This window comes from Nocardia macrotermitis (assembly GCF_009604405.1).
Classification (GTDB): domain Bacteria; phylum Actinomycetota; class Actinomycetes; order Mycobacteriales; family Mycobacteriaceae; genus Nocardia; species Nocardia macrotermitis.
On record NZ_WEGK01000001.1, the window covers coordinates 136,379 to 160,044 of the forward strand.

Sequence of the window (23,666 nt, forward strand, 5' to 3'; positions counted from 1 at the left end):
CTGAATGGTGATTCGACCGGCTCGGCTCGGCTCGGCTCGGCTCGGCTCGGCTCGGCTCGGCTCGGCTCGGCTCGGCTCGGCTCGGCTCGGCTCGGCTCGGCTCGGCTCGGCTCGGCTCGGCTCGGCTCGGCTCGGCTCGGCTCGGCTCGGCTCGGCTCGGCTCGGAGGACGGTAGTTGCTGCGCCGGGCAGGTTATTCAGTTCAGAGCCTTCTTCTCTGTCGGATTGCGACGGGCAGTGCGGCACATCGTCCGGCGGTTGTGGAAAAGTCGAGGCATGGTGGCATCGGTTGACGCGCGCGGGATGGATCGCGGCGACATACCCACTGTCGGGCTCGCCGAGGTCGCGGCGGGCGCGGCCGATCTCGCGGTGGATGAGACGAGCCTGCCCGCGAACCCGGTGGTTGTGGTCGATTTGAATCGGGCGCAGTGGGATTGTGCCGATGCTGCAGTCGCGGCGTTGAAGCGGCGCACCGTCGTCGTGGTCGGGTTCAGCGAGACACCGCTGCCAGCGGCCGCCGTACCTGTTGTCGAGGCATTGACCTGCACACTCGCGCCGGACGGGCCGGGGCGTGCGTGGACTCCCGGGACCGTCGACGATCTCGCGCAGATTGCCGACACCGTCACCGCCGCACCCCGCGCGGCACTGACTCTGGCCGGGCTGCTCGAGGTGACCTCTCGCGCGAACGTCGCCGATGGGCTGGTGGCCGAATCGCTGGCCTATTCGATGTTGCTGGCCGGTCCGGAATTCGCCGCTTGGCGGGCCGGGCGGGCGCGGCGGGACATTCCCGAGACAGTGGATCCGGTGCTGCTCGACCGCGCGGGTGACGTGCTGACGGTGACGTTGAACCGCCCGGATCGGCACAATGCGTTCGGCCGCGCGGTGCGTGACGGTGTGCTGGCCGGGCTGGCGGTCGCCGAATACGATGACTCGATCCGCGAGATCGTGCTGCGCGGCAACGGCCGATCCTTTTGCAGCGGTGGGGATCTCGACGAATTCGGCACCGCGACGGACGTTTCCGCGGCCCACCTGGTCCGGATCCAGCAGAGTGCCGCTCTCGCGGTACATCGGCTCGCACCGCGCACGCGGGCGATCCTGCACGGCGCGTGTATCGGCGCGGGGATCGAGGTGCCGTCGTTCGCGGGCCGGGTGCAGGCCGCCGACGACACTCGGATCCGGCTGCCCGAATTGGCCATGGGACTGGTACCGGGAGCCGGTGGCACGGTCGGGATCACTCGCCGAATCGGCCGCTGGCGCACCGCATTTCTCGCGCTCACCGGTCAGGACATCGACGTCGATACCGCACTGGCGTGGGGCCTGGTCGATGAACGGGTCTGAGGTCTCGCCATTGCGGGCCTGGGCGGCCTCGGGCGCGATGGCGCTCACCGGGCGACCGGACGGCCCGCCGCGTGCCGCTCCCGGACGGCCCGCCGCCCGGGTCGCCGAGGCATTGAACCGCGTCGGCGAACTGACCCGAGTGCGCACAGGCACTAGACCTGCGCTGCCCGGTGTCGAAATTCTCGGCGAACGAGCCGCCATCGCCGGACTCACCCGACGCGGCCCGATGTCCTGCGGCGGCGCGTTCCGGGTACTGCGCACCGCCGACGGCAGGGTTGGGCTCTCACTCCCTCGCGCCGAGGATCTCGAACTCATCCCGGCACTCACGGAATGTGCTGCGCAGGAAGCAGATCCGTGGGAGACCGTGCAGCGGTGGGCACGGCGGACGACGACGAGCGAGGCCACGCAACGAATCGCGCTACTCGGGTTGGCAGGGTCCGCGATTCCCGCACCGGAGGTGAATTCCCGTGCGGGAGTGGAGATCACCGAATTCGGCCCGCGCCGACACGGCCGCGAGCATCCGATCGTCATCGATCTGACCGCACTCTGGGCCGGACCCCTGTGCGCACACCTACTCGGCCTGGGCGGCGCGCGAGTGATCAAGGTGGAGAGCATCTCCCGCCCCGACGGCGCACGATTCGGCCCACCCGCCTTCTTCGATCTACTCCATCACGGACATGCCATGGTGGGCTTGGACTTTCACGACCCCCGGGACATCGACCGACTACGGACCCTGATCGCGAACGCCGACCTGGTCCTCGAGGCATCCCGAGCCCGCGCCCTGCGCCAACTCGGCATCGACGCCACCGCCTGCGCCACCGCGGGCACCTCGTGGCTCTCCATCACCGCCCGCGGCCGCACCAGCAACACCGTCGGCTTCGGCGACGACATAGCAGCCGCCGCCGGTCTCGTCGTCCCCGACGCCGACGACCTACTCCCCTGCGGCGACGCCCTGGCAGACCCCCTCACCGGAGCCTGCGCCGCCGAAGCAGCCACTCGAGCCCTGACCGCCGAAACCACCCAACTGATCGACATCTCGATGCTGCACCTGACCGCCGAAACCACCACGCCCACAACAGAACCCCACACCGTCCACCGCCGCGACAACACCTGGCTCGTCGAATCCGACACCGGCACATACCCCGTCGCCACCCCCACCGCCCGCCCAACCCCCACCCCGGCAAAACCCCTCGGCGCAGACAACCCCACCTACCTCAGCGCGCTCCCATGAAACTCCACCGACCACATCCAACTCACCACACACCGGCACCGAAACCCATTGGCCGACAACCAGTTCCACAGCCAACCCCACCCCCTGCCGATCCCGCTCCCCACGCCGCTCACCTCTCCGCCGCCGGTATCGAAGTCGATCAATTCCGAACACATACCCATCCCGAAGAACGCATCTCCACAACACACTCCCGCCTCGCCGCCCCCACCACTCACTCACCACTCCGAGACCGAATCCCGTTGCACACGAGTCGATCCACGAGAGCCGGACCACCGAGCGAGTCCACAGCCACGAACACAACCCACCCTCGCCCCAACACCCGTGCGCCCCACCGCTGCGAGGACGAATTACATTGCACACGACGCAATTTGCCGAAGCGCAGCCACAAGGATGAGTTTGCTACCGTACACAGGCCACACCCACCCAACCGCCACCGTAACCTACTGCTGTGCTGCCGAATCCCCGCACACACGAATCGAATTGCCACAACACATCGGCCGACGAAACCTACTCGCGTGAACGCGCGCGTTGAGCGATCCGATGGCACCGGCGTCGTGTTTCGCAATGTCGATGAGCTTGCTGCCATGCGCACACGCCACGCCCGCGAGGCCAACACGGTCACCTACGGCCGTGGTGTCGAATCACATTGCAGGCGAATCGAATTGTCACAACGCAGCCGCCAAATAAGCGGGCTCTCGTGAACACGCGCGGTAAGCGATCCGACAGCTCGGGCGTCGTGTTTCGTGATGTCGAAATCGATGGTGTGCGAGTGGATTTGCGGGTGCGGGGTGATCGTGTGGAGGAGATCGGTGTTGGTCTGGCGTTGACGGATGCCCGGGTGGTCGAGGGTGGGGGTGGGGGGCTGTTGCCGGGGTTGCATGATCATCATCTACATCTGCTGGCTATGGGGGCTGCGTTGCGGTCGGTGGCTTGTGGGCCGCCGGAGGTGGGGGATCTGGTGGGGCTCGGGCGGGCGTTGGCGGGGGCGGGTGGACGAGGGTGGGTGCGCGGCAACGGGTATCACGAGTCGGTGGCGGGGGTGTTGGATCGGGGTGTGCTCGATGCGCTGGTGCCTGATCGGCCGGTGCGGATTCAGCATCGTAGTGGTGCGTTGTGGATGCTGAATTCGAGGGCGTTGCAGGAGGTTTCGGGGGCGCTGGATGAATCGGCGGATGTCGAGCGGGGTGCGGACGGGGTGCCGAACGGGCGGCTGTGGCGGTACGACGCGCGGTTGCGGGCGGCGTTGCCGGATGATCCACCCGATCTCGGGGCGGTCGGGGCGCGGTTGGCCGGGTACGGCATTACCGGTGTCACCGACGCGACCCCGGATCTGGACGATTCCGCGATCGCGCTGCTGTCCGACGCGCACCGTACCGGCCTTGTGCCCCAACGGATCACACTGCTCGGGGCTGCCACCGGCCAGCCGCTCGAGGCGGGGTTCGGCGTGGGCCCGCGCAAGATCCTGCTCCGCGATCACGACCTGCCCGGCTACGACGAACTGGCCGCCGCCATCGTGCACAGCCACCGGGAGGGTCGCGCGATCGCGGTGCACTGCGTGACCCGGGAATCGCTGCTGCTGACCCTCGCGATCCTCCAGGACGTCGGCAGTATCCCCGGCGACCGCATCGAACACGCCGGAGTGGTCCCCGCCGACGTCACCGAAACCATGGCCGACCTCGGCATCCCCGTGATCACCCAACCAGGCTTCCTGTGGCACCGCGGCGACGACTACGCCCGCGACGTCGCCCCCGACGACCTCCCCTGCCTCTACCCCCACGCCACCCTCCTGCACGCGGGCATCCCGGTCGCCCTGTCCAGCGATGCCCCCTACGGCCCCACCGACCCATGGACCGTGATGCGCGCCGCGGTACACCGAACCACCCGCACCGGAAGAACTCTCGGCCCCGCCGACCGCGTACCCCCCGCCACCGCCCTCGCCGGTTACCTCTCCGCCCCCGACTCCCCCGGCGGAGAACCCCGCCGCCTCGTCCCGGGCACTCCCGCGGACCTGTGCCTCCTGCACGTCCCCCTCCGACAAGCACTCCACGAACTCGACAGCCACCTCGTCCGATCCGTCATGATCGCAGGCCGATTCGTCGCCGAAGACCTCCCCGCGACCGACACCACGACGCGCTAGACAGCACGAACTCAGCCGCACCACAACACAATTCGAGTCCTCGCAACTACACACCGCAGCACCATGCACCCATCGCTGACGACACCGCCGCTCTCGCCGGAATCAATTCAAACCTCTCGAACCGACTCCGGCAACCGCGCTGTCCGCAGCCATGAGACGCTACGGACGACACGCAGAACCGAAGCATTCCGGTAGGCGAACGCCTGGTCCGGCGAGATCAGGTCGACGATCACGCCGATGCCTCGATCCGCATCGGAAACACCGCCACCGGTTGCACATTCACACCGCAATATCCGGATTACGTTGTCCCACTCCGAAGATGTTGCCGAAAACTCGCCGCACTCCGAAACGGCGACAGTTCCTCCGGATGGCCCGCGCGGGAACCATGACCGGGGCTAGGCTCGATCTTCTGTGGGGACAGTGATGGAGTTCGGAGCAGCGTGTACGCGGGCCAGTTGATCGCGGGCCGGTATCGGCTTGTCGCGGAAGGGCGTTCGGGTGGGCACGGCGTGGTGTGGCACGCCACGGACGAGGTGCTCGACTGCGCGGTGGCGCTCAAACACGCTCGGGCCGGATCCGCGCCGATCTCCGAGCGGGAGGCCCGCAAGCTCGCGAAGGCGCGGCATCCGAATGTGGTGCAGGTGCTGGACTTCGTCCGGACCGACGGCCAGACCTGGCTGGTGATGGAGTATCTGCCCGAACGCACCCTGGCCGATGCCGGGCGGCTGTCCGAGGAGCAGGTGGCCCGGCTCGGGGCCGCGCTGGCCGACGGCCTGGCAGCGGTGCACGACGCGGATATCCTGCACTGCGACATCACCCCCGCGAATGTGCTGCTCACCAAGGCGGGCACGGCGAAACTGAGCGATTTCGGCATCGCCCGCGACGTACACCTGGACGCGACCCTCGACAGCGGACCACTCGTCCAAGGCACCCCCGGCTACCTCGCGCCGGAGATCGCCGAGGGCGGCGCGCCGACCCCCGAATCCGATGTCTTCGCCCTGGGCGCAACCCTTTTCGCCGCGCTCGAGGGCAGCACCCCGTTCGGTCCGCGCGACGAGAATCCCCTGGTCCTGCTCCGCAACACCACGGCGAAGAATATCGCCGCACCCCACCGCAGCCCGATCCTGCGCCCGGCCCTGTCCGCCCTGCTGCGCGCCGATCCGGCCCGCCGCCCGACCGCCGCGCAGGCGCGAACACTGTTGCGCGACACCGCCGATCGCGCCCAGGAGATCAGCCGAACACTGGAACGCCGCACGCAGCGTTACCGGATCGCCCGACGCACGGCGCTCGCCGTCCTCGGAGGCGCGGTCGTGGCGATGCTCGCCGCAGCCGACCGGCCGACGACCGCGCAAACCGCCGCGGCCGTCGCACCCGGCCTGCGCATCGGCGACACCCACACCGCGGACCCGTGCGGCCTCGAGGACGCCGCGAATCTGAGCCGATTCGGTTCCGCCAGAATCGATCCCGACCAGGGCAATTTCGATCGCTGCGATATCATGATCGGCCCGGAGGACGATCCGACCGACGTCAAACTCGTCTTCGGGGACCCGACCGCTGACGACCCGACCGGTCCCATCGAACGGCACGGCGAACTGCGGATCATGGGCCCGCCGGGCAACAGCGACGACTGTGACCGCACGATCCTGCTGCCGGACCGCTACCAGATCTCCATCGACACCGTGCACACCGGCGGCGGCGCCCAGCTGTGCGAGATCAGTCAGGCCGCCGCCACCGATGTGGTGAATCGGCTGTCGCACTCCGGAATTCCGCGCCGCAAGGCGCCGATTGCGGAAGATTCGCTGATCAATCAGGACACGTGCGGCCTGCCGGACGCCGAGGCCCTGGCCCGATTCCCCGGTATCGACGCCAACCGCCCCATCCCGGGCTTCGGCAACTGGCAGTGCCGCTGGCTCAGCACCACCGGTTCGGGCACCCTGCTGGTCATCTTCGACCGCAACACCCCGCTGACCGCCGCCGACGGCACCCCGACACGCGAAAGCGGGCACACCGTCTACACCGAATCCGACGGTTTCGGCGCCGGAACCTGCGCGGCGAAGATCGTCCACCGTGATTACACCACCCAATTCTCCACGACCGCAGAGGAACTCGCTCTAGTGGTGATCCTGGGACCGCTGCCCCCGGACCTACGCTGCCGCAAGGCCACCGAGATCGCCGGCTCGGTCGCACAGCACCTGCCCGCAGTATCGGGCACCGAGGCGGGAGGGGTCCCGCCGCCCCGGTGACATGCTGGCACCGACCCGAGGAGGAGAACTGTGCACACCGATCGTGGAAGTCTCGCCTTCGGCGTGCCGGCCGCCGCGCCCGGCACGCTGCACACGCTCTCGATCAGCGGATCGATCTCCGCCGGACCGGTGGAGGGCCGCCGAATCGTGTTCGGCCGCAACTGGGACGAGGTCGATCTGTGTATCGGCGGTCACGATCAGGGCGTCTCCCGGACGCAGGGCACCGTCAGCTGCCGAGCGGGCCGCTGGTGGCTGACCAACTCCGGGCGACGGCCGCTGCGGATGCCCGGCTCGCGCATGCTGTTCACCGACGAGGAGCCGATTCCGCTCGCCGCCGGATATCTGCCGCTGTTCGTGCGCGGGTCGGGGAGTCAAGAACATCTGCTGGAACTGTATGTCTCGGACGGTGAGTCGGACCGGACGACGCGAGGTCCGGCCGCGCCGACCACCCCACCGCGCACCTACCGGCTCTCGGCGACCGAACGCCTGGCCCTGGTGGTGCTGGCGCAGCGCTACCTGTTGCAGGAGCCGTATCCGCAGCCGATCAGCCGAGATCAGGCCGCGGAGCAGCTGCACATGCTCCAACCCGACGGCGAGTGGACCGAACGGAAGGTCGAGCGCCTCGCCCGACACGTCCGCGACCGGCTCTCCGCGGCCGGAACACCCGGTCTGATGCGTGAGGAAGTGGGTGAGCCGGTAGGAAACATGCTGAACCACAACCTGATTCGCGAACTCATCGACAGCACCACCCTGGTCCCGCCGGATCTGCGGCTGATCGACATCATCGACGAGTGAGCCGTCCGGTCCGGACGCTCGCTCAGACCTGCGCGGCCACCACCACCGCCAGCGCGATGGTGGTCGCGGATTCGGCGAGCCGATCCCGGGAGATCGCCAGCCGCCCGTCGATCCAGTCCAGGTACAGCGCCACCAGCGAACCGCTCAGCGCGGTACTGGCCACCGCCAGCGCCTGCGCGTCGCCGGGCACCAGCGCGCCGATGTCCGAGCCCAGCACCTCGGCCAGGGTCGTCACGAAAACCGGTGCGCGACTGGCACTGTGGCGGCGCAGCACGTCGTCGGCGAGCGGTTCCCGCAGCAGTACGTGCGCCCGGCGCGGATCCTCCTCGAAGTAGCTCGCGCAGATCTCCAGCGCGGCCCGCACGGTGGACGTCGGATCCAGTTGGCGCGGAACGTCTTTCATCCGCTCGCGCAGCCCGTCCTCGACCCGGTCGTAGACCGCGACCAGCAGATCCTCGCGGTTCGGGAAACTCTCGTAGAAGTAGCGCGGGCTCAGATTCGCCTCCCGCGTCACCGCGCGCATGGTGACCGCCGCGGGTCCGGCGGTGCCGAGCAGATCGAAGGCGACCGCGAGCATCTGCTCGCGCCGGTCGACGGATCGATCCTGCAACGTCTGCCCTCGCCACAGTTTGGGTGCGCTCACCGAATCATCGTCCCATCATCGACGCGACCGCATACACTCCGCACTGTCCGGGGGCGGTTCCCACATCCGACGACGCGGTATCGCCGCTGCTCGCGAGCCTTTTCGCGCGTTTTGTCCGGTATTCACGACTCGGCAACCGACTCCGTCCCGGAAAACAGAGCACGTTTCCGGACTGATGTCTGGAATGTGGTCCAGATCATATGGTAGGTTCGGCCGCATGGCTCGGGTACGGCAATGCGGTCGGACAAGGAGGTGCGATGTCGACCACTGATTCGGATACGCTGCCCGAGGTTTCGGACACTCCCCCCGTCGCGCGGCCGAAAGCCGGTGCGGCCCTGCGCCGCAACTTCTCCGACACGGTGCTGTCGAGTCTGGCCACCCTCGGCCGCGCACTGCGCATGGGCGTGGACGCCGTGCGCATCGGTGCGACCGATGCGCTGCGGATGCGTTTCCAGACGCACGAAACCCTCACGCAGGCATGGTTTCTCATCAAGGTGACCGCGATTCCGAGCATCCTGATGGCCATTCCGTTCGGCGTCATCGTCTCCACGCAGGTCGGCAATATCGTCTCCCAGCTCGGCGCGGACTCGATGATCGGCGCGGCGGGCGGCCTCGGGGTGATCAAACAGGGTGCGCCGATGGCCGCCGCGATCATGCTCGGCGGCGCGGGATCCGCCGCCATCGCCTCGGACCTGGGCGCGCGCACGGTGCGCGAGGAGGTCGACGCCATGCGGGTGATGGGCATCGATCCGGTGCAGCGGCTGGTCGTGCCACGGATGGCGGCGATGATGCTGGTCGCGCCGATCCTGAACGTGCTGATCATCGTGGTGGGCATCGCGTCCGGATTCGCCGTCGCGGTCACGGCCCTGGGTGTCACGCCGGGGAGTTACTGGGAGTCGTTCGGCTCGTTCACCGCGCCGGTCGATATCTGGGTCTCGCTGTTCAAGGCGCTGATCTTCGGGTTCCTGGTCGTGGTCATCGCCTGTCAGCGCGGACTCGAGGCCAAGGGCGGCCCGCGCGGGGTGGCCGACGGGGTGAACGCCGCCGTGGTCATGTCGATCGCCGCGGTCACGGTGCTCAATACCGCTGTGACACAGGTCGTTACGATGTTCTTCCCGGTGAGGATGGCCTGATGACCGCCACCCCATATACCCCGGCCGGGCTGCAATGGATCAGCCGGATCCGTCGGCGGATCCATCCCCTGGCCCCGTTCGAGTCGATCGGATTCGTCCTCGGATTCATCTGGCAGGTGTTCTCCTCGCTGCCGTACACGCTCGTGCACTACCGGCGGCAGACCATCACGGTGATCACCGATATGACCTGGGGCCGCGGTTCGGTGATCATCGGCGGCGGCGTGGTCCCGCTGATGCTGCTGATGGGTGCGGCCATGGGCGCGTCCATCGGCATCGAGGCCTACAGCGCGTTGAATCTGCTCTCCCTCGGCCAGCTCAGCGGCCTGATCTCCGCCTTCGGCGTCACCCGCGAGCTCGCGCCGATCGCGGCGGGGGTCGGATTCGCCGCGCAGGCCGGGTGCCGGATGACCGCCGAGATCGGCTCCATGCGCATCTCCGAGGAGATCGACGCCCTGGAATCGCTCGGCGTGCGTTCGGTGCCGTTCGTGGTGACCACCCGCGTCATCGCCGGAATCATCGCGGTCGCACCGGCTTTCGTGGTCGCGCTGATCCTGAGCTACTTCTCCTGCGAGCTGATCGTGACCACCATCCACGGCACGCCCGCGGGCACCTACGACCACTACTTCGACCAGTTCGTACTGGGCTGGGACGTGATCGCGGCGACCATCAAGGTGATGGTGTTCGCCATCGCGGTCGTCCTGATCCATTGCTACCAAGGGTTTTTCGCCACCGGTGGACCGGAGGGCGTGGGCATCGGCTCCGGCCGCGCCATCCGCGCCAGCCTGGTGTCGATCATCGCCCTGGACATGCTCGCTACCATCGTTCTGTGGGGATTCCAGTCCCCCATCACGTTCACCGGGTGACGCCATGCCTGCCTATGCTCTGCCCGGCACCGAGGTCGGGCCACGTCGCGCGCGGATTCTCGGGATCGGCGCGGTGGTGCTGGCGCTGCTGATACTCATCGTGTGGCGCGTCGTGCCGAATTCGCCGCCCGCCGACGAGATCCACGTCGCGCTGGTCACCGATCGGGTCGGCGAGGGTGTCGCGAAGGGCACCGATGTGCGGCTCGACGGGGTCCGGGTCGGGTCGGTCGATTCGGTGGCCATCGCCGGTCAGGGGCGGCAGCGCATCGATCTGAGTCTGTTGCGCTCGCAGCTGTTCGGCCTGACCGACGCGCTCACCGTCGATTACGCGCCCGGCAATCTGTTCGGAATCACTGCGCTGCAACTGAATTCCGCGCACGGTGGTGCCACGCTGACCGACGGTTCGACGGTCGATCTGACCGGTCGCGATGCGGCTCGGGTCAGCGACGCGACCCTCGCGGCGCTGCTGGAATCCACCGGAACGCTCACCAACGATGTGCTCACCCCCAGGCTCGCCCAGCTGCTGAGCACAATGTCACGTGACATCAGCGCGTTCACTCCGCTCATGCAGGCGATCGGCAGTACGGCCCGGTCCTTCACCGAGACTCAGCGCCTGCCACCGTCGGTCCTGCTCACCCAGTTCGGCTCCACGCTGAACGGGATTCCGCCGATGCTGTCCGGCGCGATGGATCTGCTGCATTCGGATCTGATGAATCCGCAGCTGCGGACCACCGAGGAGCTGACGCGCTTCAAGCAGATGTTCGGCAATGTGCAGAATCAGCTGCTGCCGGTCGTCACGCAGACCTTCGGGGTCGCGCAAACCTACTTCGGCGACCTCATTCCGCTCGCGCCGCTGATCCTGAATCAGCTCGCCGGATCGGTCAGCACACCCGCGCTGTCGGGAGAACAGTTGAGCCAGTTGATCTCTCGGCTCGACACCGCGTTCCACGACTCGCCCTCGGGCCCGGTGCTGAACACCCGCGTCGAGCTGGACACCGTCCCCGGGCTCGCCGCGCCGCTGGCCGCCGCGCTCGCCCACCGTCCCACCGCAGGAGGGCGCTGATGCCGACCCGGTCCCTGTTGCTCCGAGTATCCGTGGTGGTGCTCGTGATGGCCGTCGCGCTGATCGGGGTGTTCCGGCTGATCCAACGGCCGGTCAACGGCCGGACCGACACCTACACCGCGATGTTCACCGATGCGAACGGGCTGCGGCTCGGCGACGACGTGCGGTTGTACGGGGTGCAGGTCGGCAAGGTGCAGAACGTCGATCTGGACGGCGCCGAGGCCCGCGTGCATTTCACGGTGACGCGCGGTCATCCGCTGTTCGCGAACACCAAGATCGCGGTGCGCTACCAGAACCTCACCGGCTTCCGCTATCTGGATATCGAACAGCCCGATCAGCCTGGCGCGCACCGCGATACCAAGGCGGTGTTCGGCACCTCGGAGACGATTCCGGCATTCGACATCACCACGCTGTTCAACGGTTTGCAGCCGGTGCTGGCGCAGATGTCACCCGATGATCTCAACCAGTTCGCGACCAGCATGCTCGCGGTCATCCAGGGCGACGGCGCCGGACTCGGCCCGGCCCTGACCGCGATCGACAAGCTCAGCCGCTACACCTCGGACCGGCAGGCGGTGCTCTCGACGCTGGTGAACAATTTCGCGCAGGTGTCGCAGCACATGGCCGGAAAGTCCGGCAACGCAATGAAATTGATGACGAACCTGACCGAACTGTTCGTCACCATCACCGACAAGCTGCCCGGTCTGATCCAGTTCGCGCTGACGATCCCGCCGGTGCTGCGGCCGCTGCGCGACATGATGCGCGTGCTCGGTGTCACCGGGGACAGCAACAAGGATCTGGACGCGCTGCTGCGTCGCGCACTGCCCGATCCGCATCAGGCCACCGCGGTGCTGGGCCGGTTGCCCGGACTCGTGCAGACCATGGCCGCGACCATTCCGCCGACCGGACCCGATGCGAAGATGACCTGCTCGCACGGTGTCGCGGTGGCCCCCGCACCGCTCGCGGTCCTCATCGCCGGACAGAGGATCACGCTGTGCCATCGCTGAGCAACGGGCGGATAAGCATGCGCCCCAAGATATTTCGCACCGCCTCACGCGGCGACGACGAAGGCGCCCGTGACCTGCGCTGGGGAATCGCGGGGATCTGCGGGGTGATCGTGCTGGTCGTCGCGATCGGCGTGATCAATATCGTCGGCACCACACCCGAACGCACCTACACCGCCGATCTGAGCGACGCGGGTTCGGTGCGCACCGGTGACGATGTGCGGATCGCGGGAATCCCGGTCGGCAAGGTGACGTCGCTGACGCTGCTGCCCGATCGGGTCAGGATGCGATTCACCGTGCGCGACAACGTATTCCTCGGCGATCAGACCACGCTCGCGGTGCGCATGCTGACGATCGTCGGCGGCTACTACCTCGCCGTCGAACCCGCCGGGACCCAGTCGCTCGGGTCGAAAACCATTCCGCCGCAACGGGTCATCCTGCCCTACAACCTGACGCAGGCGTTCCAGGACGCGGTCACGCCGGTCGAACACACCGACGGGAACGTGATCCGCCAGGATCTGGCCGCGCTGACCTCCTCGGTGAACGCGAGCCCGGATTCGCTGCGCAGCGCGATCCACGCGGTGGGTGATCTGGTCGGCATCATGGATCGGCAGAACGCGGACATCTCGCGGACGCTGTCCCTGGCCGACGAGTACCTGACCGCGCTGAACACGAATTCCGATGTGCTGGCACAACTTCTGACCACGCTGGGCACACTCGAGGTCCTGGTGGCGAACAATCGCGAGCAGATCAGCGACGCGCTGCACGGTCTGGCGGAGGTGCTGAAGGATTTCAGCCCGCTCGGCCGGGCCTGGGACACGTCGTTGAAACAGCGCGCCCAGCCGCTGGCCGACGCGATCCCGAAGTTGCAGGCGCTCGGCGGCCAGATGACCACACTGCTGGACTCGTTGAAGACCCTCGAACAACGTCTCGTCCCGTTCACCCAGTCGGGTAGGGGCGTCACGATCGACCAGTCCGCGGCCACCACTTCCGGTGTGTGCGTGCCGATTCCGGGAGGGGGATGCTGATGCTGGCCAAGATCCTGGGTTCGCGGGGACTGATGTCCGCCGCCGTGATCGTCGTACTCGTGGTCGTCGCTGGTGTGGGGTTGAAACTCACGAAATCCGCTCCGGCCGAACGCAGTTACTGCGCCGAGATGCCCGACAGTATCGGCCTGTACAAGGACAGCGCGGTCACCGTGATGGGTGTGCAGGTCGGCAAGGTGACCAGTATCGAACCCGACGGGCCCACCGCGCGAGTGCGTTTCACCGTGCGGGCGGATCGCAAACTCCCCCGCGACGTCGGCGCGGTGACGGTCAGCAACACCATCATCGCCGACCGCAATCTGGCATTGATCGGTGACGAACCCGCCGGTCCCGGTTGGGATTCGAGCAGGTGCATCACCAAAACCCTGACACCCAAGAGCCTTTCGCAGACCTTCGAGGCGCTGGCCTCGCTGGCCGATCAGCTCGACGCGGCGAAGGATCCCGCGCAGCACAACGCGATCGGTGCGGGACTGGATGCGCTCGATAACGCGACTTCCGGTACGGGAGCCGAGATCAACGCGCTCATCACACAATTGAGCCGGGCGCTGACCGCACCGGACGCCGCGATCGGGCACATCGGCAAACTCATGGACGATCTGACCGAGCTGGCGCATCGCGCCCGCAAGGGCTGGCCCACGGTCGAGACAACGGTCGTGAACCTGACCCGGACGTTCAGCGATATCAACACCCTGGCCTTCCCGCCCGTGGTGGAGATGGTCACCGCCCTGATCGACGTGCTGCCCCAGCTCAACGACGTGATCATGATGTTCGGCTCGCCCGCGCTGAAGGCACTCGATTCGATTCCGAATCTAGCGCAGTTGATCAGCGCCGGTGTCGGGTCGCTCGCGGACGTCATCCGGATGGCCCCCGGGATCGCCAGCGGTTTCGCGGGGGCGATCGATCCGGTCAGCGGGCAGTTCACCATCGGTTACGCGCCACCGAAACTGGCTCTGCCGCAGCAGAATACGACACAACTGTGCGCGGCGATGCAGACCGTCACCGGGCAGCACTGCCGGACTGCGGCCAACGGCTCGGTGACCGTGCCAGCACTGCCCGCACTGCTGGCGGCGGTGAGTGCGAAATGAAGCACCCGAAGCTGCCCGCCCGCCGGATCGCCGCGCACGCGCTATTGGCCGCGACCCTCGCGGTGGCCTGCGGTGCATGCGATTTCCAGCCCGCCGATATTCCCGTCCCGGGCACCGGCGTCGACGGTCCGACCTATCACCTGCGCATCGAATTCGCCGACGTGCTGAACCTCCCGCAGGGCGCGAAGGTGATCGCCGACGGCGTGCGGGTCGGGCAGCTGACACATGTGACCCTGGTGAATCCCGTTGCGGCAGCGGCTGATCAGCCCGCGCACAAGGGCTATGTGATCGCCGACGTCGACATCGGTTCCGCGACCAAGCTGCCCGTCGGCACCACCGCCGAACTGCGGCAGGAGACCCCGCTGGGTGACGTGCACATCGCGCTCACCGAACCCGTCGACGCGCACTCCGGCGACATCCCGCCGAATTCGACCATCCCCCTGGCGAATACGACGCAGTCGCCGCCGATCGAGGACATCCTCGCGCGACTGTCCACCTTCGTCGGCAGTGGTGCGATCACCGATATCCAGGACATCGTCCGCAAGATGAACGGGATCATGCCCCGCAATCCCGCCGACACCGCGCGCATCGCCGGAACGCTCGGCGCGGATCTGGGCGATCTGGCCGACCACACGAACGCGATTCACCAGGTGGTCAACGGAATTCAGGCCACCGTCGACGACGGGCTGCTGAAGAACACCCCGACGCTGGATCCGCTGCTCACCCCGTACGGGGTGCAGCACACCACCGATGTGATGAATGCCGAGATCGGCGTCATCTTCGTGCTCACCGCCCTCGGGCCGGTCGGTCCCGCCTCGGCCTGGCTGGGTCCGGTGCTGAGTTCGGCCGACGCCACGTTGCGCGCGTTCGTGCCGATGCTGTTCGGCGCGCATCCGCTCGACACCGGCTCGCCGTCCAACTACGCGAAACTCGCCGATCTCATTCAGAACAAGCTCATTCCGTTCGTGGATCGGGGGCCGAAGATCAATATGGTCGGCGTCTCCGTCGGACCGTCGCCCGCCTCGGCGATGTCGCCGGACGAGCAGACCGGGCGCGTCATCGATACCCTGCGCATGATCGGAGTCGTCCGGTGAATGTCCGTGCGGCAGTGTCGCTTTCCGCCATCGCGGCGGTGCTCGTGCTCGGCGTGGTCTACATGGCGGTGGGCGTGCTGCACCTGGATCCGCGACGCGGGTACATCACCGCGCAGATGCGGCTGGACGACTCCGGTGGGCTCGGCGCGAATTCGCCGGTGCTGTTGGACGGCGTGCAGGTCGGGCGCACCCAGACCGTCAGCAAGCAGGCCACGGGCGTGCTGGTGCAGCTGCGGATCGACGACCGGTATCGCATTCCCGAAGCCAGCACCGTGCACATCGAGCAGCTCTCGGCGCTGGGCGAACCGTATATCGAGTTCTCGCCCAGCAGCACCGGCGGACCGTATCTGCGCGACGGCCAGGTGCTCGCGGCCGACCGGATCCACATGCCGATGACCATCACGGCGTTGTCGGCGCGGCTGGTGCAATTGCTGGATCAGCTTCACCCCGAAGCGGTTTCGCATCTGGTCGGCACCTTCGACACCGCCCTGTCCGGCACCGACGCGGCGATGCAGACCTTGCAGCGGTCCACCGATCTGCTCGCGGCCACGCTGCTGAGCCGCACCGACGCGACTCGGCAGCTGTTCGCGGATATGCAGGCGATGGGCGCGAACATGTCGTGGCTGGGGCCGTCGCTGACCACCGCCGGACCGCAGCTCGGGCTGTTCGGCACCTCGCTGACCGAGATCGTGGAATCGGGCTCGATTCTGTCCGGAAAACGTCCTGTCCCTTCGTATTTCAGCGGCACCGGACTCACCCCGTTCCTGAGCGATCTGACCGCGCTGTTGCAGAAGATCGGGCCCGGCGTCGCCCCGCTGGCCCCGGCGCTGCAACCCGTGGTGACCAATGCCGTGGCGCACGCACCGCGCCTGGATATCAGCGCTCTGATCGGTCAGGCGCTCCAGGGCGTGAGCCCCGACGGGACATTGCATTTCCGGATCCAGCTCAAATAGCCGATCCGGACAGCACCGAGACCGGCCCGGTAGGAGGAGAACATATGGGCACCGCGACAGACGACAAGACCGACGAGCAGGCCGTGGCCGACAAGGCCGACGGCGTAGCGAAGGCCGAGGCCGCCGACAAGGCCGACGCTGCCGAAAAGGCCGCTCCGCCAAGAGAACCGCGCCAGCCGCTCACCCTGGCCATCCGATTGTCGACGGTGCTCACCACGCTGGTGATCGTCGCGCTGCTGGTGTTGTCGGTGGTCTTCGGCTGGCTGTACTTCTCGGCGCGCTCGACCATCTCCGACACCAGTGCCCGCGCCGCGGACGACAAGCACGCCACGGACATCGCCTCGAAGTACGCGGTCGGCGCGTCGACCATCGACTACCACGATGTGAAGGGCTGGATCGCCCGGCTGAAGGACGGCACGAATCCGCAGCTGTCGGCCAAATTCGACGCCACCGCACCGCAATTGGAGCAGATCCTGCTGCCGTTGCAGTGGACCTCCAAGGCCACGCCGCTCTCGGCGGCGGTGACGTCGGAATCCGGCGGCATCTACAAGGTGAACGCCTATCTCAACGTCAATTCGACCAGTGCGCAGACCCCCGACGGCGCGCAGACCACGGTGACCTACTCGCTGACGATCGACCGCGATTCGGGCTGGAAGATCACCGACGTGGGCGGCCTGGAGAACGCGCTGCCCACCAAGTGACGGCCGTACCGCGGTGGTGCGCCCAGGGCTGGCGGGCGCGCCACCGCCGTACGGCCGTACGGCTCAGCGCGGTGCGATGACGCCCGGCCGGCCGATCAACGGCAGGTCGAGCGTGGTGCGGATACCCGGCTCGGCCGCCACCACCGCGGGAATCGCGTTCACGATCCGGCCCGCGGCCGCGACGATCGCGGCGTGGTTGTGGTCGCCCTTGCGGCTGGTCGGGCAGATGTCCACGAGATAGTTGGGCTCACCGGTGATCTCGACCCGATAGGAACCGCCGGCCTGCGCGGGCTGCGGCCAGTCCGGGCACAGCTCCTCGCGCAGCCGGGTGATGTGCTCGACGACGATCACCGGTGCGTCGCCGACCATGCCGCGCACCTCGAAACGCAGCGCCGCGAGGCCGCCCGCCGGAATCGTCCCGGCCGCGACCTCGAACGTCTCGGGCGCGGGGATCCGCTCGTATTCCTCTGTGATGGAATCGATCTCGATGCCCAGCCCGACGGCCAACTGCCGGATCGCCGGGCCCCACGCGATGCTCAGCACGCCGGGCTGCAACAGCATCGGCACCTCGTCCAGCGGCTTGCCGAATCCCATCACGTCGAACATGACGATCGCGCCGTCGTAGGTGGCGTAGTCGGCGATCTCCGAACACCGCACCTGCTCGACGGTCTGGCAGGTGCCCGCCAGCGCCAGTGGCAGCAGATCGTTGGCGAATCCCGGATCGACACCGGTGACGAACAAGCTCGCGTTACCCTCCTTGGCGGCCTCCTGGACCGGGTCGATGTACTTGTTCGGCAGCACCTGCCACGGGTACATCAGCAGGCCGGGCGAGGAGCCGACGATGTTCACGCCCGCGGACAGGATCTTGCGGCAGTCGGCGATGGCCTCCTGGATACGGGTGTCGCCCATCGCGCAGTAGACGACGCAGTCCGGTTCGGTGGCCAGCAGGGCGTCGATCGAGTCGACCGCGGCGATTCCGGTCGAAACATCCAGTCCGGCAAGGGTTCCGGCGTCCTTGCCGACCTTCTCGGGGGTGGACACCCACACTCCGGTCAGCTCGTAGTGCGGACTTTCGATGAGTCCGGCCAGGGCCAGGCGGCCGACATTGCCGGTGCCGAGGTGGGCGACGCGGATGGGCATATTTCTCCTCAGGGGCAGGTGGCCGCGGGTCGCATACACCGCTGGCCAGAGTCCGTGCAGTTTTCCGGACAGTAGTCTGGAACAGGTTCCAGTTTGTATGTTAGCGTGGCCGCCATGGGACGTGTAGACGGCAAAGTCGCCCTCATCAGTGGCGGCGCTCGCGGGATGGGTGCGGCGCACGCACAGTTGTTGGTGGCCGAGGGAGCGCGCGTCGTCATCGGCGACGTCCTCGACGACGAAGGTAAGGCGCTGGCCGAATCACTCGGCGCCGCAGCGCGTTACGTGCATCTCGACGTGTCCGAGCCCGAGGCGTGGGACGCCGCGGTGACGCTCGCGCAGCAGGAGTTCGGCCTGCTGAACGTCCTGGTGAACAACGCGGGCATCGTCAACGGCGGCCCGTTGCAGAAGTTCGACATCGACAAGTGGCGGCGCATCCTGGATGTGAACCTGACCGGCACGTTCCTGGGCATGCGCGCGGTGGTGGAGCCGATGATCGCCGCGGGTGGCGGCTCGATCGTCAACGTCTCCTCCATCGAGGGTCTGCGCGGCGCGCCCTGGGCGCACGGGTACGTGGCCTCCAAGTGGGGTGTGCGCGGGCTGGCCAAGTCCGCGGCGCTGGAACTCGCGCCGCACAAGATCCGGGTGAACTCCCTGCACCCGGGCCTGATCCGGACGCCGATGACCGAGAACATCCCGGACGATCTGGTGACCATCCCGCTGGGCCGCCCCGCCCAGCCCGAGGAGGTCGCGACCTTCGTGTTGTTCCTGGCCAGCGACGAATCCTCGTACGCCACCGGCTCGGAATTCATCGTGGACGGCGGCCTGGTCACCGCGGTTCCGCACAAGTCCTGAACGGGTCGGGCCGGAGGCTACGATGACATTCGCGGTACCCGAGGTTCTCACATCATGGGAAAGGTGGTGACGATGACGGAAACCGTGCGCGGTGTCATCGCTCGTTCAACCGGAGCGCCAGTCGAACTGGTCGATATCGTCATACCCGATCCCGGACCGCACGAGGTCGTCGTCCGGGTGCAGGCGTGCGGCGTCTGCCATACCGATCTGACCTATCGGGAGGGCGGGATCAACGACGAGTTCCCGTTCCTGCTCGGGCACGAGGCCGCGGGAATCGTTGAGCGCGTGGGTAATTCGGTCACGCACGTCGAGATCGGCGATTTCGTCGTACTGAACTGGCGCGCGGTGTGCGGCCGGTGCCGCGCGTGCCGTCGCGGGCGGCCCTGGTACTGCTTCGACACGTTCAACGCCGAGCAGAAGATGACGCTCACCGACGGCACCGAACTCACCCCGGCGCTGGGTATCGGCGCGTTCGCCGACAAGACCCTGGTGCACGAAGGTCAGTGCACCGTAGTGGATTCCGCGACCGATCCGGCCGTGGCGGGGCTGCTGGGCTGTGGCGTGATGGCCGGGCTGGGCGCGGCGATGAACACCGGCAATGTCGGGCGCGGTGACAGCGTTGCCGTCATCGGCTGCGGCGGCGTCGGCGCGGCGGCCATCGCGGGCGCGCGGCTGGCCGGGGCGACCACCATCATCGCCGTCGACCGCGACGAGTCCAAGCTGACCACCGCGGTCCAGCTCGGCGCGACGCACACCGTCGCCGCGGCCACCGAGGACGCGGTCGAGCGAATTCAGGAGTACACCAACAGTTTCGGCGCGGATGTGGTGATCGACGCGGTCGGCCGCCCGGAAACCTGGAAGCAGGCGTTCTACGCCCGCGACCTGGCCGGAACCGTGGTGCTGGTGGGCGTCCCCACACCCGACATGCGCCTGGAGATGCCGCTGCTGGACTTCTTCTCACACGGCGGCGCGCTGAAATCCTCCTGGTACGGCGACTGCCTGCCCGAACGCGATTTCCCCACGCTGATCGAACTGTATCGCCAGGGCCGCCTGCCGCTGGAGGCATTCGTCTCCGAGCGAGTCGGCCTGGACGCGGTCGAAGCGGCCTTCACCACCATGAAGTCCGGTAAGGTGCTGCGCTCGGTGGTCACGCTGTGAGTTCCGGCGCTCGCATCGAAAAGGTCGTCACCGCAGGCACTTTCGAACTCGACGGCGGCAGCTGGGAGGTCGAGAACAATATCTGGATCGTCGGCGACGACAGCGAGGTGGTGATCGTCGACGCCGCCCACGATCCCGCCCCCATCCTGGCAGCGGTCGGCGACCGCACCGTACGCGCGATCGTCTGCACCCACGGCCACAACGACCACATCGGTGCGGCCCAACAGCTTTCGACCGAAACCGGCGCACAAATCCTGCTCCACCCCGGCGACGAAATGCTCTGGCACGTGGTCTACCCCGACCTGGACTTCGGCCCCCTCGCCGACGACCAGCGAATCCCGGTGGCAGGCACCGACATCCAGGTCGTCCACACCCCCGGCCACTCCCCCGGCTCGATCTGCCTCTGGGCCCCGGAACTGGAAACGCTCTTCAGCGGCGACACCCTCTTCTCCGGCGGCCCCGGAGCCACCGGCCGCTCCTTCTCCGACTTCCCCACCATCATCGGCTCCATCCGAGACAAACTCTTCGCGCTGCCCCCGCAGACCACGGTCCGCACAGGCCACGGCGACACAACCGAACTCGGCACCGAAAGCCCCCACCTGGAGGAATGGATCGCCCGCGGCCACTGATTCCCCAGCAGCACAAACTCTCTCGACGACGGGCGGGGCCTGAGCGACATTCTCGCCCAGGCTCCGTCCGTTTCGAATTCGTCCAGATCCACGCGATCCCTTACCCCGGACCGGCCACCACCAGCACCGTTCACGCACCGGGCGACCGCTGCGGCCTGCAAACATGCAATCAGTCCAGGCGTCGACCCACCTCGGCCACAAAGCCGGGAACGCCAGCGATCGGGAACATCGAGGAGCCTCTGAATGCATTTCGGTGGTCGCTTGCATCGACGACTTGCGGTTTCTCCGCGCTCTCGACCACTCCCTCAGCGAAAGATCCCCTCAATGTGCTGATCAGATGGTTCACCTCGACTGCCGAGACCACTGCGCGGCGAAAGCTAATGTGTGCGTGAATATTTGGGTCGGATGTCCAGGTTGAAGATTCTGATTTCACTTTGATTCAGGGGTGTTGACAGGGTTGATTCGGAGGTAGTATTCGAACATGCATTCGACAGGGGTGGAGCAAGGGAAGGTAAGCGCGGATACGTTGCTGGCCGGGGTGGGTGAGTTGCTCGAGCGGCCGCTGACACCGTTGACCGATGGTGAGCTGGTGGAGTTGCTGCGCGAGGTCGAGCGTGCGGCACGGATGACGGTCGCGGTGCAGCATCAGTTGTTGATCGAGGTCGATTCTCGGTCGATCCCAGCGCATTCGGGCACGAAGACGATCAAGCGGTTCCTGATGGAAACCCTGCGTCTGTCGCATGCTGAGGCTGGCGCGCGGGTTCATGCGGCCACACGGGTCGGGATATTTCGTGATCTTGCCGGTGATGAGCGTGAGCCGGAACTCCCGTGTACGGCAGCAGCTTTGCGGCGTGGTGATATCTCGATCGAGCATGCCCGGCGGATCACGACGGTGATGACCCGTATCCCCGGTGCGGTCCAAGACCTCGACCGGGTCGCGGCCGAGCAGATCCTGACCGAGTTCGCGATCACCGGATCCCCCGACGACATACCCAAGATCGGCGAGAACATCCTGGCCCACCTGGACCCAGACGGAACCGTCACCGACGATAGTGATCGCGCCCGGATGCGGGGGATCCGGATCGGACGCCAACGCCCCGACGGGATGTCCCCGATCAGCGGAGAGATCACCCCGACCCTGCGGGCCCTGCTGGACCCGATGCTGGCCAAGTACGCGCGACCGGGTGTAGGCAATCCCAATGACGCGGCCAGTCCCGGAACCGAGGTGGATCGAGTGGACCCGAGTCTGATCGCCGCAGCGGCCGAGCGTGATTCACGCACCGCCACACAACGCACTCACGACGCGTTCACGCTCTTGCTCAGCGGCGCGGTCGAGGGCACCGGATCTGGGCTCGGGTCGCATCGCGGCCTTCCGGTCACCACGGTGCTCACCATGCGCGTAGAAGATGTGGAACGCCTCTCGGGGGTCGCGACAACCGCGACCGGTGGCACCATTCCGATCAGTGAGGCGTTACGCCTGGCAGAGAAGTCCCGACCGTATCTGGCGGTATTCGACCACGCCGGTCTACCGCTACATCTGGGCCGGACCCGCCGACTTGCTTCCCCCGCGCAACGCCTGTCGTTGATCGCGGCACTGAACGGATGCTCCCGCCCGGGCTGCGACGCACCCGCGTCACTGTGCGCAGTGCATCATGTGCGGGACTACCGCACCGGCGGCCCCACCGATATCGAGAACCTGGTCCTGGCCTGCGATCACTGCCACTCACTGATCAACGACACCGACACCGGCTGGAAAACCGTTGTCCTGGCCAAGGACTCACAATTCCCCGGCCGCACCGCGTGGATCGCACCCGCACACATCGACCCCACCCGAACTCCACGAATCAACCACCGCCATCACACCGCAGAACTCCTCGCCGAGGTAGTAACCAACCTCCACCGGCAACGAGAACACGACCGCCAACAAGATCGAGCAGCACACCGACGCTGGCTCCGAAAACAACAACCCAACGGCCCCGCAGCCCGGACCCGGGCAGCAACTACACACCCTGCGAGATCATGACTTGGCGATGCCACGGTGTACCCCGGAGAGATGCCTCTACGGGGCGTTCCGACCTGCCGGTGAACTGCGACCGTGTCAAGCGCGGGAGCCCGCGCGCGAACGGACTCAGCACGTCATGGGCACTCGAGACTCGGATCGACAGGACAGCCGCGAAGGCGAGGCAGGCGGACGCTGTCGCCTGCAAAACCTCGAAGGAGAGCTAGCCGCGATGACATATGAGTGGATCCCGTACACGCCGGAGCAATTGGAAGATCTGGCGCGCGATGGGCCTGTGATCCATCGCGCTGCGGAAGGTGTTTGCCCGAACTGCGACGAACACTCGGTTCGCTGGTACTACTACGAGATCCGTGGACTGCGAATATCGGGGCCATCATCGTCTGGTGCGGGAGCTGCCGTCGCTGGACGGAGTCGGGACACCAACTCGCGCTCTCCGCGAAGTATGAAATCGTGGACGCACTGGGCGGTACCGATATCGAAGCAGCCGTACTGCGGAAGTCTCCCAGGGCGGTGCTGCCCTTGCTGAACAGACAATGGACGTC

20 protein-coding genes are annotated in these 23,666 nt (G+C 67.1%); 18 read left to right on the forward strand and 2 right to left on the reverse strand.

Annotation, left to right across the window (positions count from 1 at the left end; translation table 11 throughout):
• Window positions 1–275 precede the first annotated feature (275 nt).
• The 5 genes from NRB20_RS00635 (at window position 276) to NRB20_RS00655 (ending at window position 7,743) form a co-directional block, all read left to right on the forward strand.
• On the forward strand, window positions 276–1,337 hold the full coding sequence (locus NRB20_RS00635) for an enoyl-CoA hydratase/isomerase family protein (protein WP_227833092.1): 1,062 nt from the start codon (window positions 276–278) through the stop codon (window positions 1,335–1,337).
• On the forward strand, window positions 1,324–2,568 hold the full coding sequence (locus NRB20_RS00640; RefSeq protein ID WP_153407225.1) for a CoA transferase: 1,245 nt from the start codon (window positions 1,324–1,326) through the stop codon (window positions 2,566–2,568). The genes NRB20_RS00635 and NRB20_RS00640 overlap by 14 nt, the downstream gene beginning before the upstream one ends.
• Window positions 2,569–3,337: 769 nt before the next feature.
• Window positions 3,338–4,705: an amidohydrolase family protein gene (locus tag NRB20_RS00645; RefSeq protein ID WP_319944267.1), complete on the forward strand. Its 1,368-nt coding sequence runs from the start codon at window positions 3,338–3,340 to the stop codon at window positions 4,703–4,705.
• A 440-nt stretch (window positions 4,706–5,145) separates the two neighbouring features.
• Window positions 5,146–6,948 (forward strand): serine/threonine-protein kinase, encoded by a 1,803-nt coding sequence (locus tag NRB20_RS00650; RefSeq protein ID WP_153407227.1) that lies wholly within the window; start codon window positions 5,146–5,148, stop codon window positions 6,946–6,948.
• A gap of 30 nt (window positions 6,949–6,978) precedes the next feature.
• On the forward strand, window positions 6,979–7,743 hold the full coding sequence (locus NRB20_RS00655; protein WP_227833093.1) for a hypothetical protein: 765 nt from the start codon (window positions 6,979–6,981) through the stop codon (window positions 7,741–7,743).
• Between the two features lie 22 nt (window positions 7,744–7,765).
• On the opposite strand, the gene NRB20_RS00660 is transcribed toward NRB20_RS00655, so the two are convergent.
• Window positions 7,766–8,386, reverse strand: a complete 621-nt coding sequence (locus NRB20_RS00660; RefSeq protein ID WP_319944268.1) for a TetR/AcrR family transcriptional regulator — start codon at window positions 8,384–8,386, stop codon at window positions 7,766–7,768.
• 257 nt (window positions 8,387–8,643) lie between these two features.
• Between NRB20_RS00660 and NRB20_RS00665 the strand changes: the two genes are divergently transcribed.
• Genes NRB20_RS00665 through NRB20_RS00705 form a run of 9 tightly spaced genes read left to right on the forward strand, consistent with a single transcriptional unit; the run spans window position 8,644 to window position 17,325 of the window.
• Window positions 8,644–9,519 (forward strand): MlaE family ABC transporter permease, encoded by an 876-nt coding sequence (locus NRB20_RS00665; RefSeq protein WP_153407228.1) that lies wholly within the window; start codon window positions 8,644–8,646, stop codon window positions 9,517–9,519.
• On the forward strand, window positions 9,519–10,382 hold the full coding sequence (locus tag NRB20_RS00670; RefSeq protein WP_153407229.1) for an ABC transporter permease: 864 nt from the start codon (window positions 9,519–9,521) through the stop codon (window positions 10,380–10,382). Before NRB20_RS00665 ends, NRB20_RS00670 begins: the two co-directional genes overlap by 1 nt.
• Window positions 10,383–10,386: 4 nt before the next feature.
• Window positions 10,387–11,445, forward strand: a complete 1,059-nt coding sequence (locus NRB20_RS00675; protein ID WP_153407230.1) for an MlaD family protein — start codon at window positions 10,387–10,389, stop codon at window positions 11,443–11,445.
• Window positions 11,445–12,449 (forward strand): MlaD family protein, encoded by a 1,005-nt coding sequence (locus NRB20_RS00680; protein WP_153407231.1) that lies wholly within the window; start codon window positions 11,445–11,447, stop codon window positions 12,447–12,449. Before NRB20_RS00675 ends, NRB20_RS00680 begins: the two co-directional genes overlap by 1 nt.
• On the forward strand, window positions 12,437–13,474 hold the full coding sequence (locus tag NRB20_RS00685; RefSeq protein WP_319944269.1) for an MlaD family protein: 1,038 nt from the start codon (window positions 12,437–12,439) through the stop codon (window positions 13,472–13,474). Before NRB20_RS00680 ends, NRB20_RS00685 begins: the two co-directional genes overlap by 13 nt.
• Window positions 13,474–14,577 (forward strand): MlaD family protein, encoded by a 1,104-nt coding sequence (locus tag NRB20_RS00690; protein WP_227833094.1) that lies wholly within the window; start codon window positions 13,474–13,476, stop codon window positions 14,575–14,577. The genes NRB20_RS00685 and NRB20_RS00690 overlap by 1 nt, the downstream gene beginning before the upstream one ends.
• Window positions 14,574–15,671, forward strand: coding sequence for an MlaD family protein (locus NRB20_RS00695; RefSeq protein ID WP_153407233.1), 1,098 nt, complete (start codon window positions 14,574–14,576; stop codon window positions 15,669–15,671). The genes NRB20_RS00690 and NRB20_RS00695 overlap by 4 nt, the downstream gene beginning before the upstream one ends.
• 14 nt (window positions 15,672–15,685) lie before the next feature.
• The gene (locus tag NRB20_RS00700; protein ID WP_319944270.1) at window positions 15,686–16,624 is read left to right on the forward strand and encodes an MlaD family protein; all 939 of its coding nucleotides are present in this window, start codon (window positions 15,686–15,688) and stop codon (window positions 16,622–16,624) included.
• A 44-nt stretch (window positions 16,625–16,668) separates the two neighbouring features.
• Complete coding sequence (locus NRB20_RS00705; RefSeq protein ID WP_227833095.1) at window positions 16,669–17,325, forward strand: hypothetical protein; 657 nt, start codon at window positions 16,669–16,671, stop codon at window positions 17,323–17,325.
• Window positions 17,326–17,388: 63 nt separating this feature from the next.
• Here the strand turns inward: NRB20_RS00705 and NRB20_RS00710 are convergent, their stop codons facing one another.
• Window positions 17,389–18,465, reverse strand: coding sequence for an NAD(P)H-dependent amine dehydrogenase family protein (locus tag NRB20_RS00710; RefSeq protein WP_153407234.1), 1,077 nt, complete (start codon window positions 18,463–18,465; stop codon window positions 17,389–17,391).
• A gap of 114 nt (window positions 18,466–18,579) precedes the next feature.
• Here NRB20_RS00710 and NRB20_RS00715 point away from each other — a divergent pair, with 114 nt between their 5' ends.
• From NRB20_RS00715 to NRB20_RS00730, 4 genes are all read left to right on the forward strand, one after another.
• On the forward strand, window positions 18,580–19,317 hold the full coding sequence (locus tag NRB20_RS00715; RefSeq protein ID WP_153407235.1) for a glucose 1-dehydrogenase: 738 nt from the start codon (window positions 18,580–18,582) through the stop codon (window positions 19,315–19,317).
• A 72-nt stretch (window positions 19,318–19,389) separates the two neighbouring features.
• Entirely contained in the window at window positions 19,390–20,475 is a 1,086-nt protein-coding gene (locus tag NRB20_RS00720) for an S-(hydroxymethyl)mycothiol dehydrogenase (protein WP_153407236.1), read from the forward strand.
• Window positions 20,472–21,104, forward strand: coding sequence for an MBL fold metallo-hydrolase (locus tag NRB20_RS00725; RefSeq protein ID WP_319944271.1), 633 nt, complete (start codon window positions 20,472–20,474; stop codon window positions 21,102–21,104). Before NRB20_RS00720 ends, NRB20_RS00725 begins: the two co-directional genes overlap by 4 nt.
• A 481-nt stretch (window positions 21,105–21,585) precedes the next feature.
• Window positions 21,586–23,127 (forward strand): HNH endonuclease signature motif containing protein, encoded by a 1,542-nt coding sequence (locus NRB20_RS00730; protein ID WP_153407237.1) that lies wholly within the window; start codon window positions 21,586–21,588, stop codon window positions 23,125–23,127.
• Window positions 23,128–23,666 lie beyond the last annotated feature (539 nt).